This window comes from Sporosarcina jeotgali, from assembly GCF_033304595.1.
In the GTDB taxonomy this organism is placed as follows: Bacteria; Bacillota; Bacilli; order Bacillales_A; family Planococcaceae; genus Sporosarcina; species Sporosarcina jeotgali.
Genome location: NZ_CP116341.1, coordinates 2,561,623 through 2,576,126, shown reverse-complemented (window position 1 = coordinate 2,576,126; position 14,504 = coordinate 2,561,623). Strand labels below are relative to the sequence as shown.

Below are 14,504 nucleotides of genomic sequence, written 5' to 3'. Positions count from 1 at the left end.
GAAGAGGAGGCGACTTGGATGACCACAGTTGGATTTGTACGCCATGGAGTAACCGCCTGGAACAAACAAGGACGAGCGCAGGGGAGTACCGATATTCCGTTGGATGAAGAGGGAATTCAGATGGCAGTACATGCGGCAGAACGATTCGCAGCAGATAATTGGGACGCCATTTACACGAGCCCTTGGCAGCGTGCAAAACGAACTGCAGAATTGATTGGACAGGAAATGACGCATGCAGAAGTGATTGAAGACAGACGACTGCGAGAGCGTGCAGGCGGATTGATCGAAGGGACCACTGAAGCGGATCGTTTAGCGAAGTGGGGTCCGAAATGGAAGCAGCTGGATTTGCAAGGAGAGACGCATGAAAGCGTGATTACGCGAGGCATGTCTTTCATAGAAGAGATGCAGGAGCGCTATCCGGATGGACGAGTGCTCGCAGTCAGTCACGGCGGCTTCATCAAACGCTTATTGACGGAGCTGCTGCCTGGAACGACGTACGAAGAACCGCTTGGGAATACGTCACTGACGATTGTTAAGATTGGTGAACATGAAAACTTATGTGAGTTGTTTAACTGCACCGACCATTTACAGCAATTGAAATCATAAAACCGGCTAGCCTCTCGGGCAGCCGGTTTTTTTGTTGGGGGATACGGAGGGCAATGGAGAATCGGCCAGATAGTGTGAAGTATCGGCCAAATCGATGGGTGAATCGGCCACGTGACAGGAAGAATCGGCCATATACCGCAAACAATCGGCCACATAAGCACATGAATCAGCCAAAGCCCATAATTCAACTGCTTTAAGGAGTTAATTGGCGGCGTTTCGCACGTAGTCTTACACAACAAAGATAAAAAGAGACTTCTGCGAACTCATTTCCCTTTCCTCCAAAACATCCAAAAGCTAACAATCAGTACAGACCCCGAAAAAATAAGCAGCTGAATATGCTGCTCCCATATCCCGAAAAATAAAGCAGTGAGAGAAATCGCACCAAAAACCCCTGCAAAGGCTCTCGTCTGAAGGCGGACTTTCTGACGATCCACTTCTTTATCATGCCGTTCGGTATACTCGCGCATGCGTTTAGGTTCATCCAAAAATGCATAGATTCGAGGCGGCAGGGCACGAACTTGACCAATTGCTGATAAAGCAGCATTGGAAAAGTCTTTCCCAGAAAAACGTTTACCTCCTCCAACACCAGTTTTCTGTTTTGCCCATTCCACCACTCGCTCTTTTCCGAGCCCGAGTAAATCCACGTTCGGATCAAGAATATGCAGAACCCCTACAAAAACAGAAACAGCCCGTCCTAAAAAGGCGAATTGAGCTGGCATTTATACAGGCTGGGTGCGGACGATTTGCATCAAATCTTCAAGAAGCCGCTCTACGACGAAACCGTTCATATCATTTAAATCATCGGATTCATAGGCTTTGACGACACGTTCAATTGCACCTGCCAGGAGAGTGCGATCTGCGTCTGGCAGTAAAAATTTCAATTGCTCAAGTCCATCCAGTACTCGATTATACTGCTTGAATATAATTCCTTCGACAATCAAAAACATGGAATCTGCTTCGGAAGGACTGATGGTCACTACCATTCCGAAGTCAATCAGTACAAGTGTTCCATCGGCTTGAACCATCAAATTTCCACTGTGGGGATCGGCATGGAATTGGCCGCCTTCCAGCACTTGTTCTAAAAACAGAAGAAATAGCCGCTCGGATAATTCCTGGCGATCAATGCCGTGTTCTTCAAGGAAATCAGTATCTGTAATGCGAACTCCGTCAATCCATTCCATCACGAGCACACGTCGTGTTGTGTATTCATCAAAATAGACTGGAAACCGAACACCCTTCATCTCGGGGAAACGTTTTGAGAAACCGCGGCCATTTTTCATCTCTTGGAGAAAATTCAACTCAGCGCCAATGACATCTGTCATCTCGGTGTACAACAAATCAAAGTCTATTTGTTTACTGAAGCGTGTAAATCGCTTTGCGAGCCAAATTACAATTTTGACAGCCTTGAAATCCGCGCGTAAAATCCGTTCAATGTTCGGCCGTTGAATTTTCACAGCAACTTGTGTTCCATCGTTCAGACGCGCTTTGTATACTTCGCCAATCGATGCAGATGCAATGGGGGCGTCGCTAATCTCAGAAAGACGTTCATTGTGCGGTGCATTCCATTCTTCATCCAGCACGGCTAACGCTTCCGCGGTTGGAACAGGAGTCACGTGATCTGTGAGTCCTTCCAATTCTTCTAAGAAAGATGGAGGCATGATATCTGCCCGTGCAGATAGAAATTGTCCGAGTTTAATCATCAGCCCGCCTAATTCCAATGCGGTCTTTTTATAAATCCGTGCTTGACGCGTTACTAACTGCTCCCACTTTGCATTTACGGCTGGTGTGAATCTTCCTCGGTGACGGCGTTGGAACAAAGTTACTTGAACGAAAAATACGATAGACATCCAAACAATTCGAGCGAATCGATATAGCGCAAGGTGCTTCATTCGAACGCCTCCTTTTTACTTAGTATACTGTGAAAGAGGCGTAAAGCAGAGAATAGTGCATTGCCGTCACAAAGTGGATTACAGGCACGTGCAATAGGGTAAAGCCCTAAAGTATAATTGCAGAAGAAGAGGTGTGAACATGGCAGAACATGAATTTCATTTGAAAGCGGTTTGGCCAGGCGGCCGGAATAGTGAAGGATATATTGAAGCGGGAAATCTCCAAACTAAAATATCAATTCCTTCAGCGATGGAAGGGCCGAATGTCGGGACGAATCCCGATGAAATGCTGCTGGGTGCAGCGGCTACATGCTATATTATTACACTCGCAGCAATGATTGAGCGGGCCCGCTTGCCACTCGAAAACATGTCGCTCGAATCTATCGGATTTGTCGATGTGACAATGGGTGTCTTCACGTATAAGAAAATTATTCATAAGCCTATGGTGTCACTTAAACAAGAAGCGATCCCGGCTGATTTTGAAAAACTAGACGTATTGATAGTAGAAGCCGAAAAAAATTGTATGATTTCAAAAGCAGTTAAGGGCAATGTGGAGATTGAAGTTGAATCGACAGTATCCTAATGATCCATATCTTTGGATTGAACTAGAAAGAGACGCGTTCTGTGAAGGAATGCGTCTTTTTAAATGGATCTTAGAGTTCTATGTCTGTTCCAATTTCGGCAGTGTCTGCCTTTTTGTACACCCCATGCCCAACAGCCAGGTCAAAGTAAGCAGCCCCTACACATTTGAAAAATGTAATTTCATCATCATTCTCACGGGGTGAAATTGCACCGGATGCGATTTCCTTAAGCTCGCCGTGGAGCGAGTCGAACGACCATGTATCTTGCTGGTTTGCATGAATGAGTTCCCCAGCTTCTTCACTAACTCCAGCAAAGTCATCCACAACAATTTTGTCGCATCGTTCGATGAAATTGAAATCGACTTCCCTCATATGAGGGAGATAGGAACCGACTCCATTGACATGTGTACCTGGTTGAATGTCGCTGCCATCGAATACAGGTGTTTCTGAACGGGTACTGCAACAAATAATATCAGCCTGCTGAACAAATGCAGATAAGCTTTCTAATGAGTGGACCGTAATATCCGGTTGTACGCCCATTGTATGAAGGCGCTCTTTAAACGCTTCTGCTTTTTCGATTGTCGGATTCACGAGATGGATGTTTTCAATTTTACGTACTTCAAGGACACCCAGTACTTGTTCAAATGCCATAGCTCCCGTGCCTATTACCGTAAGGACTTTCGAATCTTTTTTAGACAGCAAATCAGTCGCGATTGCAGAAAGAGCTCCTGTGCGTAATCTTGTTAAATAAGAGGCATTCATTAATGCAAGGTGACTTCCGTCAGATGTATCGGTTAATAGCATAGCACCTTGGGTAGTTGGTTTTCCTTGTGATGGATTTTCCGGGAAAATAGATACAATCTTTACAGAGGCGATTTCGCTGACTTTATCCGCGCTGGGCATATACAAAACAGACGCGCTTCTAGAAGGAAACTCAATAACTGTACGATGTGGATTTTCAACTTTTGAAGCAGCCATTGCAGTGAGTATATTTCGGACATCTTGGATTGCGTCTTTCATATGATAGCAATTTTTAATTTCGTTTTCATTAATGATTTTCATAGAAATCTTCCTTTCATGATTCGTCTAAATCTTGATTGTGACGATCTTTAACAGCAAGAATAGCAATCAGTGATACGACAGCAGTAAACATAATATACAGTGCCACAGGGATGTAAGAATCATTAAATTTCGCGAGCAAAGCAGTTGCAACTAGTGGGGCAGTACCGCCTGCAACGGCAGCACCTACTTGATAACCCAGTGAAATTCCTGTGTAGCGGACTTCAGCTGAGAAAATCTCCGAGAACATTGTTCCAAGAACAGCTGTAATCGGTGCCCAAATGATTCCCAGTCCAATGATAGTAGCAATTACAAGTAACGTAACAGACCCTTGATGAATCATCCAGAAATAGGGGAATGCAAATAGCATCATTGCTACTGACCCATAGATATACAGTACTTTACGGCCGACTTTATCTGATAGGCTGCCCATTATTGGAATCAAAATCGTTGTAACAATTGTTGCAATCATAACGGCATTTAGAGTAGCTGTGCGCGAGTAGTCTAGATTTGTAGTTGCATAAGATACAATGAATGTACTGAATATGTAGAAAGGTGCTGTTTCCACTACTTTTGCTCCTATTGCAATGAGGACTTCCCGCCAATGTGTTTTTAATGTGGTCACGATTGGTAATTTAGGAATTTCCCCTCGCTCTTGTACCGCTTTAAATGATGGTGTTTCATCAATCCCTTTTCGAATCCACAAACCGAACACAACAAGGAGGGCACTTAGAAGAAACGGCACGCGCCATCCCCAAGTCATGAAGGAATCTTCTGGTAACAGGGAGATGATAGATAGTGCAAGAGTTCCCAGCATCATACCGATTGTGATCCCCATTTGAGGGACAGACCCAAATAGACCGCGTTTCTCTTTTGGTGCGTATTCTACAGCTAACAGCAGTGCGCCTCCCCATTCGCCGCCAATTCCCAACCCTTGAATCAAACGGAGTGTGATGAGCAAAATGGGTGCCCAAATTCCGATGGCTTGGTAGGTAGGGAGTAATCCCATGCCAATGGTTGCAATTCCCATAAGACTAAGTGTGATGACAAGCGTTTTCTTACGTCCGATACGATCCCCGATATGACTAAAGATGATTCCGCCAAATGGACGAATGAAGAATGCTAATGCAAAGGAAGCATAAGCGAGAAGAAGTCCTACTGTAGGATCTTCATTCACAAAAAAGACTTGGTTGAAGACGAGTGCTGCTACTGTTCCATATAAGAAATAGTCGAACCATTCAATTGAACTTCCTACTAAACTTGCAATCAGAACTTTATTCAATTGCTTTTTACTCATTTCCATACATGTTCCCCCTTTTTAATAATTGAAGTGACACTTCAATTCCCCTTGCCAATATGATAGAGTTAAGATATTATTCTGTCAATACAAACTTTGGGAGCGCTTTCAAATGACAACGGAAATCGGACAAGAAATTAAAAAAGTAAGAATTGAAAAGGCAATGACATTAAAGAATGTAGCAGAATCAACAGGGTATTCAATCAGCTTTTTATCACAATTGGAAAGAGGGAAATCTTCGGCTACTCTTGAGTCCATAAAAAAAATAGCGGTTGCGCTTGAAGTTAGCCCGAGCCGCTTTTTTGAAGAAAATCAAGAAGCAAGAGAGGTGCCATCTTCTGACATCACTAAAAATAGAGGAAGAAAAAGCGGGATTTTTTACGAAGATTTAGGTACCAATCTAGTAAATAAAGACTTCATTCCAATGCTTATCACTCTGCAGCCGGGTGAAACGGAAGGAAGTCCGATTGTTCATGCAGGTCAAGAGTTCGTTTTTGTGCTTGAAGGTAAACTTACCGTTCAGATTGAGGGAATCGATCATGAGCTCCTGCCAGGTGAAAGGATCATGTATGTTTCTGCACGACCGCATTATTGGTTTAACTATGGAGAACACGAAACACGGTTCTTATGTGTTAGTTCAGGTATATAACACAATAAGAAAAGGTTACTAAGTGTAATTATCCGACTCTTTTGCTAGAATGGATGAAACCTAACGGAAGGATGATGAATAGTGACCGAAACATTGTCGTGCCAGGATGTCATCTACGCATTCAGTAAAACACATCCGCCAGTAAAGAGAATCGATTCCGGAACAACCATTGAAATTGAAACATATGACTGCTTTAAAAACCAAGTCCAGTCAGCAGATACGAAAATTAGCGGGATTGACTGGGATGCCATTAATCCTGCAACCGGTCCCATTTTTGTGAATGGCGCATCTGCTGGCGATGTCTTGAAAGTGACCATCCAAAAGCTGAACATTGGCGACCAAGGCGTTATGGCAACAGGGCCGGATCTTGGTGTAATGGGGCACCGTCTAACAGAGCTTGAATCTAAAATCATTCCAATCGAAAACGGTGTTGCTAAATTTAACAATCGGCTGTCCATTCCGCTAAATCCGATGATTGGCGTTATTGGTGTTGCTCCGGAAGGGGAACCGATTTCGTGCGGAACTCCGGGTACGCATGGGGGGAATATGGACACGAAGCTGATCACAGAAGGGGCCGTCCTGTACTTCCCGGTTTTCGCTGAAGGTGCGCTGTTTGCACTAGGAGACTTCCATGCGGCAATGGGAGATGGAGAAGTCGGTGTTTCTGGAATTGAAGTGCCGGGCAGTGCTGTCGTCACGCTGGAGGTCATTAAAAACACGCCGCTTAATCATCCGTTGCTTGAAAATGAAAAAGGATTCACGTTCTTAGTTTCGGCGGAAACATTGGACGAAGCGGTAAAGATTGCAGTCGAAGAGACAGCAGATTTATTGGCAGCAAGAACCAAACTCAGTTTATCTGAAGTGACCATGCTGCTGAGCGCAGTAGGGCAGGTTCAAGTGAGTCAAGTTGTCGATCCCCTTGTCACCGTCCGGTTCTTTGTTCCGCGTTACATCTTGGAAACTTACGGTGCCGCACTTTTAGCTGAATAGATAGGGAACGAAACCAGCTTCTAGGAAGGGAGCTGGTTTTCCTTATGGAACAGGACACATTGCTGAAACTATTCATAGCAAGATTCCGTATAATAACTAAGGATAGTGTAAATGGAGAGGAGGCAAATTTATGAATGTATTTGACGAAAACATAATCTTTTGCCATCCGTGGCGATCCTATCAGGCGCGAATCCTAGAGGAGTTGGATACCCATTAAAAAAACAAACATCTTCACTTAGTGGCTCCTCCGGGTTCAGGGAAAACAGTTCTCGGCCTTGAAGTGATGCTGATAGACGATTCGACCAAAGAATCGAACGAAAAAAATAAGATTTGCATGACAGAAAGGAGAAAAAATGATTGAGTACATACTTGTATTTTTAGGAGCAGCTGTACCCGCACTGGAAATTGCAATTGTCATTCCTGTTGGAATCGTAAGAGGATTGTCTCCGTTTTGGGTAATTCTTTTAGCGTTTGCAGGGAATATGCTGACCGTAGTGCTGCTGATCTTTTTGTACCAGCGAATTGAACAATGGTATAGAAGACGAAAAGGTGAAGACGCGGAGGGGGAATCGAAACGTCAGCTTCGCGGCAGAAAGATTATGGATAAATACGGAGTGGCGGGACTCGCATTAGCCGGGCCGATTCTAATCGGTACACACATTGCAGCTTTTTTTGCGCTTCTTTTCGGCGCATCCAAACGGAACACGATCATTTGGATGACAGTCAGTATCGCACTATGGTCGCTGGTTTTTGGTGTCGTCACTGCAATGGGGTTTACTTTTTTTATTAAAGATTAAACAACTTTGAAACGGATGTACGTAAAAGTTCGATAATAATGCTGTCCATTACAAAATCTCTGCAAGTATGCTGGAATTTAGTGTACCTTAAACATCTTGCATGGTGGCAAGAATACCTTGGTACACAGCCTGCCAATGATGGAATCTTGATTCTTGCCCAGCATAATTGGACATATTTCATATATAAATTCATAACACTATTTAACCATTTTAATTTTCATTCAATTAAATTTTGAAAATATATTGACATGAAAAACACAATCCTTTACTATTGTTTTCAGCATGAATAAAGTCATTCTTATTAGTAGCCGCGGAGACGAGGGGTCGACGATGCGGTGGCAAACCCATTCAGTGATTTTTTCTGGATAGGGCGCCCAACCTGAGCGCAGTTTCGTCATGGAACTGTGAACAATAAGAGGATAAGCAGCTGATGCAGATCGAAGCTTTCCTTAGGTTGTAGGAGAGCTTTTTTTGTGCTCCAAAACACATTTTTTGTAAGGAGCGGATTTAATTGGTTGAAAAGATTTTATTTACTTCAGAGTCAGTGTCAGAAGGACATCCGGACAAAATTGCAGACCAAATTTCAGATGCAGTTTTGGATGCAGCACTCGCACAGGACCCATTTTCGCGGGTTGCATGTGAAGTGTTCACGACAACGAACACCGTAATTGTTGGCGGAGAGATCACAACAGGAGCGGAGTTGGATATTGAAAAAATCGCCCGTCAAACGCTGATTGACATAGGGTATACGAATGATGAATTAGGTATCGATGGCTCTTCATGCAACGTGCAAGTTCTCGTTCATACACAATCACCGGATATTGCAATGGGCGTAGATACTTCAAGTGATACGAAAGAAATCGGTGCAGGAGACCAAGGCTTGATGTTTGGGTTTGCTACGGATGAAACAGCAGGATTCATGCCGTTACCGATTCAACTCGCACATGCGCTTGTGAAGAAAGCGTCTGTCCTCCGAAAAAACGGACAGTTCCGCTGGGCACGTCCGGATATGAAATCCCAAGTAACCATTGACTATACATCGAAAGAAACGCCAAAGATCGATACGATTTTAATGTCCATCCAGCACGATGGAGATTTTGACAAAGAAGCATTCGAAGCGTATGTGAGAGAGGAAATCATCTTCAGCACGGTCGAGGAATTCAACTTGCAAGGACAATACCGCGTGCTCATTAATCCAACAGGCCGATTTGTAACAGGCGGTCCTCATGGAGATGCAGGGTTAACAGGACGGAAAATCATCGTTGACACATACGGCGGCGCAGCTCGTCACGGCGGAGGAGCGTTTTCTGGAAAAGACTGCACGAAAGTCGACCGTTCCGCGGCATACGCTGCACGATATGTCGCAAAAAATATTGTTGCTGCAGGGCTCGCGAAGAAGTGTGAAATTCAGCTGTCTTACGCAATTGGAGTCAGTGAGCCAATCAGTATTGCGATTGATACGTTCGGGACAGGGAAGGCAGCAGACGAGCAATTGCTTCGTGCTATACGTGAAGTCTTCAACCTGACGCCGGCAGGAATTATTGACATGCTCGATTTACGGACTCCCCGCTATCAAGCGACAGCTGCTTACGGACATTTTGGCCGTACGGAACTGGATTTGCCATGGGAGCGTACAGACAAAGTCGATGCATTAACGCAATCTGTTTATGACACTGTCGGAGCCGGCTGCTGATGAACATCGTCAAAGAGACGACAGTTCCAACAAAAACCCCTCACCAAACGGATGCGCCGTTATTCGATGCACTCGTTCGATATGCGAACTCAGAAACGGTTTCCTTTGATGTCCCCGGGCACAAAATGGGTGCATTGAATACGCCGTTTCGGGATGCAATCGGAGAACAAGCGCTTAAAATGGACGTCAATTCGATGGCGGAGCTGGATTTGTTAAGCCATCCGAAATCGGTGATCAAAGATGCACAAGAGTTAGCGGCACAAAGTTTTGGAGCCGATCATGCGTTTTTTCTAGTCAATGGCACAACGGTTGGCATCCACGCAATGATTCTAGCAACGTGTAAACCAGGTGAAACCCTACTAGTACCGCGCAACTGTCATAAATCAGTCATCGACGGAATGATTATAAGTGGTGTTATTCCTGCATTCATGCAACCTGAAGTGGATGACCATTTCGGGATCTCACATGGTGTTTCGGTTGGAAGTGTCGTGCAAGCATTGCATGAACATCCAGAGACAAAAACATTGCTCATTACGTATCCGACATACTTTGGAACGATGACGGATTTAAAGATGATTTGTGAACTGGCTCATGCAAATGACGTTACAGTACTTGTTGATGCTGCACACGGGGCACATTTAAAAGTGTTAAATGAACTGATCGATCCTCTACAAGCAGGCGCAGATCTTGTTACAACGAGTATGCATAAAACGGGTGGATCACTTACGCAAAGTTCGCTTTTATTGCTTCAAGGCGATCGAGTTTCTGCAGATAAAGTACGGAAAGTGACCGGCATGCTGCAAACGACAAGCGCCAACTACCTGCTGATGAGCTCCTTGGACGCAGCCCGCAGAGAACTTGTCCTTCATGGAACAGATGCGTTCCAGCGATTGAAGCCGATTGTCGAAGCGGCAATCGAAACAATCGAATCGGGCGGTCATTATGAAGTATTGAAAAATGAAGATGTCACCACGCGCTTTCTTCAGTCACATGACTGGACGAAGTTAGTGATCCGAGTGAATGGACTCGGGCTGACTGGTTTCGAAGTTTATTCACTATTAAAACAACAGTACGGCATTCAGATGGAGCTTGCGGAAGGGTATGTAGTGATGGCGGTGATTACACCGCCGGATACGGAAGTCACGATTGGCCGTCTTACAGCAGCTCTGCTGGATATCGAACGAACGTGTACAAAGCCAAACGTTCTCCACTCTGCATGGACCGTTGTGGATTCAGTCAATGAACTTGCAATGACACCGCGGGATGCGTTTTACGCTGAACAAGAGTCGGTTGCGATAGATGAGGCCATCGGACGGATCAGTGCAGATACGTTGATGATTTATCCGCCAGGGATTCCATTGGTCATTCCCGGGGAACGGATTACGTGTGAAGTGGTTCAGCATTATGCTTACTATGAGCAAGCATTTGGAAGTGTGTTAGCAGAGTCAAAACAAACAGGCAGCGTGACTGTCGTAAAAGGGGGATATTAACGATGAGTTTAGAATTATCGGCGCTTGGACGCCACGTGTTGATTGAATATTATGGGTGCCCGAGTGAAATTATAGAGAACAACAAAGTGATTGAGCAGTTCATGAAAGAGGCTGCAGATTATTCAGGTGCTACCATCGTTGAATCGGTGTTCCATCATTTTAATCCGTATGGTGTGTCTGGTGCTGTGATCATCGCGGAATCTCACTTGACGATTCACACGTGGCCTGAATACGGTTTTGCTTCTGTAGATGTTTACACATGCGGTGATTCTGTAAGCCCTTGGAAAGCGGCAGATTATTTAGCTGAAAAGCTGCAAGCGAAAAAAGTTGAATCATTCGAAGTGCCGCGTGGCATGGTCGAAAAGATCCGTCAGTTTGCAGAAAAAGAAATTGAAGAAGTGACTGTGAAACCCGTACTGGCAGGTGCAAACGCATGAGCTGGTATACAGAACAATGGAGTGAGGACTGCAAGTTTTCTGTCGGATATGAAAAACACTTGCACAGCGAAAAATCACCGTTCCAGCAAATCGATTTTTATGAAGGCAAAGAATTCGGTACGTTTTTCACGCTAGATGGCTTGATGATGGTCAACGAAAAAGACGAATTCATCTACCATGACATGATTGTCCACCCGGCTTTCGCAACGAATCCGGATATTAAGAAAGTCCTCGTGATCGGTGGAGGGGATGGAGGAACTGCGCGTGAAGTATTGCGCTATCCAGGTGTGGAACAAGTTGTGCTTGCTGAAATAGATGAGCAAGTATTCCGTCTGTGCCAGCAATACTTGCCGATTACAGCAGCAGGTGTAGAAGAAGACCCGCGCATGGAACTCGCTTTCGGTGACGGACTTGCGTATGTACAAAATGCACCGGACGCTTCTTTTGACTTGATTCTCGTGGATTCTACGGACCCGGTTTCAGTAGGCGAAGGGTTGTTCACAACTGCGTTTTACAAGGAATGCTATCGCGTGTTGAATGACAAAGGAATCTTGATTAATCAGCACGAGTCACCGTATTTCTCGGAGTATGCGGAGAACATGAAGAAAGCGCGCACAAAGATTAAAAAAATCTTCCCAATCGCACAAGTCTATCAATACCATATGCCAACGTACCCATCCGGCCACTGGCTGTTCGGATTTGCGTCGAAGTCACTCGATCCGTTAAAAGATGCAGATGCAGACGTGTGGAACGCAATTGGGTTGAAGACGAAGTATTACAATACCGACCTTCATCGCGGAGCATTTGCATTGCCGAGTTATGTACGGGAGGCGCTTGACAGTGAAGAATAATGCATTGACTACGAACGCATTCATAGGCTGTGAAACTGCGTACGAAGAGGCAGAAATCGTATTATTCGGTTCTCCTTTTGACGGAACTACAAGCTTCCGGCCTGGTACTCGTTTTGCGGGTCAAGCCATTCGTCCAGACTCCTATGGCTTAGAGACGTATTCCCCTTATTTGGAGAAAGACTTGGAGGACGCTCGTATTTTCGACCACGGTGATTTGGAATTCCCATTTGGCAATACAGAGCGGGTCCTTCAGCAAATCGGTACGTACAGCGGTCAAGTCTTGGCGGATGGCAAGAAGTTTCTCATGATAGGAGGAGAGCATTTAGTCAGCTTGCCTTCCATCCGAGCGGCTTATGATACATTCCCGAATCTGCACGTCATCCACATTGACGCACATACAGATTTGCGTGAAGACTATATGGGGGAGCCACTATCACACGCATCCGTCATCCGGCGTTGCCACGATTTTCTCGGTGACGGACGGATCTTCCAGTTCGGAATCCGCTCTGGCTTGAAAAGTGAGTTTGACTGGGCAAAGACGCATACACACTTGGAAAAGTTCACACTTGAGACGTTACCTGAAGTAGTGAACTCGCTGCAAGACGTCCCTGTGTATGTCACAATCGACTTGGATGTGCTGGATCCTGGCACATTCCCTGGAACCGGAACGCCTGAGCCCGGCGGCATTACGTATCGGGAATTGCTGGAAGCGATTGGACACCTTCAAACACTTGAAAACATCGTTGCCGCGGATGTCGTGGAATTATCCCCTCAATACGATCCGTCAGGTGCATCGACAGCAGTTGCTTGTAAGACCATTCGCGAGATGCTGCTGACGCTTGCAGAGTGACCACTATATAATAGAAGAAAGCCGTCCCCAGTGTTGAGGGACGGCTTTCTTTTGGATTAATTCAAGTCGACAGCTGGTGTGCTGACACTCGATGGTTTTTCTTTCTGTGTATGTGACAGTGTCAACATGAAGACGAACGACACGCAGAACAGGATTGCGAGATAGATCATCGCGGCAGTCATATCATAGTGCTGCAAGATGTACCCGACGAGTATGGGTGAGAATCCGCCGACAGCCCGTCCGAAGTTGAAGATTGTATTCGTCGCAGTACTGCGGATTTCTACCGGATAGAAACTGCTGATCAAAGCTCCGTATCCTGCGAACATCCCGTTAGAGAAGAACCCGACGATCGCCCCGCCGATTAAGACTCCGGCACTGCCTGTTGCATAGCTGTATAAGAACACGGCAATGGCTGATGCGATTAAGAAAAGACCATACGCTTTTTTCGCACCGAGTCTGTCCATGATTTGTCCGAAGACGAGCATCCCGGCAATCATCCCGACTGCAGTACTGATGGTCCATAGAGCGGAGCTAGAAACAGAAAGCCCTTGCGATTGCTGCAGCATCGATGGCAGCCAGATCATTAATCCGTTGTACCCTGCGATTTGGACAGTCGCCATCACGGCGAGTGTAATGGTTGTGAAAGCAATCCGAGGGGAAGCAACGAGCAACCGAAGTTTCCCGGCATTCTCTTTTTTCTGCTCGGCTTTTTTCACTTTCTGGGACTCAAGCCATTCAGGGGATTCGTCTAAATTACGACGTACGATGAATGCAAAGATGACTGGGATGATTCCAACGAAGAACAATGCTCTCCAACCGAACGCCGGTAAAATAAGTGCGCTTAGCAATGCAGCTAAGATGACTCCGTATTGAGCGCCGACACTGACGTATGAAGAGGCGCGGCCTTGTTTGTTTTTCGGCCATGCTTCCGCCACGAGCGCCATTCCGATTCCATATTCTCCGCCAGCTCCTAGTCCGGCGATGAAGCGGTAGATATATATTTGTTCAATGTTCGTTGCAAGTCCAGTGAGGGCTGTTCCAAGTGCGAACAGTAGAATACTATATGTGAACACTTTAACACGTCCGAATTTATCTGCTAAAATTCCGAAGAGCACGCCACCGACGAGCATACCGATATTTGTAACAGATGAAATCAGCCCGCCTGTTGCAAAATCGATTCCGAAGTCCGCAATGATCATCGTCATTGCAAAGGAAATGAACATAATGTCCATGCCTTCCAGGGTAAGACCGGCGACTGAAGCCACCACCGTTTTCTTTTGATAATTCATCGTAAGTTCCGCCTTCCTTTTGTAGGGTG

At 45.5% G+C, this 14,504-nt stretch carries 15 protein-coding genes; 10 read left to right on the top strand and 5 right to left on the bottom strand.

Annotated elements, in window-relative coordinates; all coding sequences use genetic code 11:
- Positions 1-18 precede the first annotated feature (18 nt).
- Positions 19-606, top strand: a complete 588-nt coding sequence (locus tag PGH26_RS12970) for a histidine phosphatase family protein (RefSeq protein ID WP_323691466.1) — start codon at positions 19-21, stop codon at positions 604-606.
- 263 nt (positions 607-869) lie between these two features.
- Here the strand turns inward: PGH26_RS12970 and PGH26_RS12965 are convergent, their stop codons facing one another.
- Positions 870-1,325, bottom strand: a complete 456-nt coding sequence (locus PGH26_RS12965) for a hypothetical protein (protein ID WP_323691465.1) — start codon at positions 1,323-1,325, stop codon at positions 870-872.
- A complete protein-coding gene (locus PGH26_RS12960) occupies positions 1,326-2,495 on the bottom strand; it encodes an ABC1 kinase family protein (RefSeq protein ID WP_323691464.1) in 1,170 nt (389 codons plus the stop codon). It abuts the gene before it with no gap.
- Positions 2,496-2,634: 139 nt separating this feature from the next.
- Here PGH26_RS12960 and PGH26_RS12955 point away from each other — a divergent pair, with 139 nt between their 5' ends.
- Entirely contained in the window at positions 2,635-3,075 is a 441-nt protein-coding gene (locus PGH26_RS12955; RefSeq protein WP_323691463.1) for an OsmC family protein, read from the top strand.
- 70 nt (positions 3,076-3,145) lie between these two features.
- Here the strand turns inward: PGH26_RS12955 and PGH26_RS12950 are convergent, their stop codons facing one another.
- Entirely contained in the window at positions 3,146-4,135 is a 990-nt protein-coding gene (locus tag PGH26_RS12950; protein WP_323691462.1) for an ornithine cyclodeaminase family protein, read from the bottom strand.
- A 13-nt stretch (positions 4,136-4,148) separates the two neighbouring features.
- Positions 4,149-5,429 carry an MFS transporter gene (locus tag PGH26_RS12945; protein ID WP_323693529.1) on the bottom strand — a complete coding sequence of 427 codons (1,281 nt, stop codon included), beginning with the start codon at positions 5,427-5,429 and terminating at the stop codon, positions 4,149-4,151.
- A 112-nt stretch (positions 5,430-5,541) separates the two neighbouring features.
- On the opposite strand from PGH26_RS12945, the gene PGH26_RS12940 reads away from it, so the two are divergent.
- The 8 genes from PGH26_RS12940 to speB all read left to right on the top strand — a co-directional run bounded on the left by PGH26_RS12940 (position 5,542) and on the right by speB (position 13,186).
- A complete protein-coding gene (locus tag PGH26_RS12940) occupies positions 5,542-6,078 on the top strand; it encodes a helix-turn-helix domain-containing protein (RefSeq protein WP_323691461.1) in 537 nt (178 codons plus the stop codon).
- An 81-nt stretch (positions 6,079-6,159) separates the two neighbouring features.
- Positions 6,160-7,068 (top strand): acetamidase/formamidase family protein, encoded by a 909-nt coding sequence (locus PGH26_RS12935; protein WP_323691460.1) that lies wholly within the window; start codon positions 6,160-6,162, stop codon positions 7,066-7,068.
- A 353-nt stretch (positions 7,069-7,421) separates the two neighbouring features.
- Positions 7,422-7,865 (top strand): small multi-drug export protein, encoded by a 444-nt coding sequence (locus PGH26_RS12930; RefSeq protein WP_323691459.1) that lies wholly within the window; start codon positions 7,422-7,424, stop codon positions 7,863-7,865.
- Between the two features lie 511 nt (positions 7,866-8,376).
- Positions 8,377-9,558, top strand: a complete 1,182-nt coding sequence (metK, locus tag PGH26_RS12925; protein WP_323691458.1) for a methionine adenosyltransferase — start codon at positions 8,377-8,379, stop codon at positions 9,556-9,558.
- On the top strand, positions 9,558-11,048 hold the full coding sequence (locus PGH26_RS12920) for an aminotransferase class I/II-fold pyridoxal phosphate-dependent enzyme (protein WP_323691457.1): 1,491 nt from the start codon (positions 9,558-9,560) through the stop codon (positions 11,046-11,048). Before metK ends, PGH26_RS12920 begins: the two co-directional genes overlap by 1 nt.
- Positions 11,049-11,050: 2 nt before the next feature.
- Positions 11,051-11,485, top strand: coding sequence for an adenosylmethionine decarboxylase (speD, locus tag PGH26_RS12915; RefSeq protein WP_317936180.1), 435 nt, complete (start codon positions 11,051-11,053; stop codon positions 11,483-11,485).
- A complete protein-coding gene (gene speE, locus PGH26_RS12910; protein ID WP_323691456.1) occupies positions 11,482-12,336 on the top strand; it encodes a polyamine aminopropyltransferase in 855 nt (284 codons plus the stop codon). The genes speD and speE overlap by 4 nt, the downstream gene beginning before the upstream one ends.
- Positions 12,305-13,186 (top strand): agmatinase, encoded by an 882-nt coding sequence (gene speB, locus PGH26_RS12905; RefSeq protein WP_431312497.1) that lies wholly within the window; start codon positions 12,305-12,307, stop codon positions 13,184-13,186. The genes speE and speB overlap by 32 nt, the downstream gene beginning before the upstream one ends.
- A 56-nt stretch (positions 13,187-13,242) precedes the next feature.
- Here the strand turns inward: speB and PGH26_RS12900 are convergent, their stop codons facing one another.
- Positions 13,243-14,475: an MFS transporter gene (locus PGH26_RS12900; RefSeq protein ID WP_323691454.1), complete on the bottom strand. Its 1,233-nt coding sequence runs from the start codon at positions 14,473-14,475 to the stop codon at positions 13,243-13,245.
- Positions 14,476-14,504 lie beyond the last annotated feature (29 nt).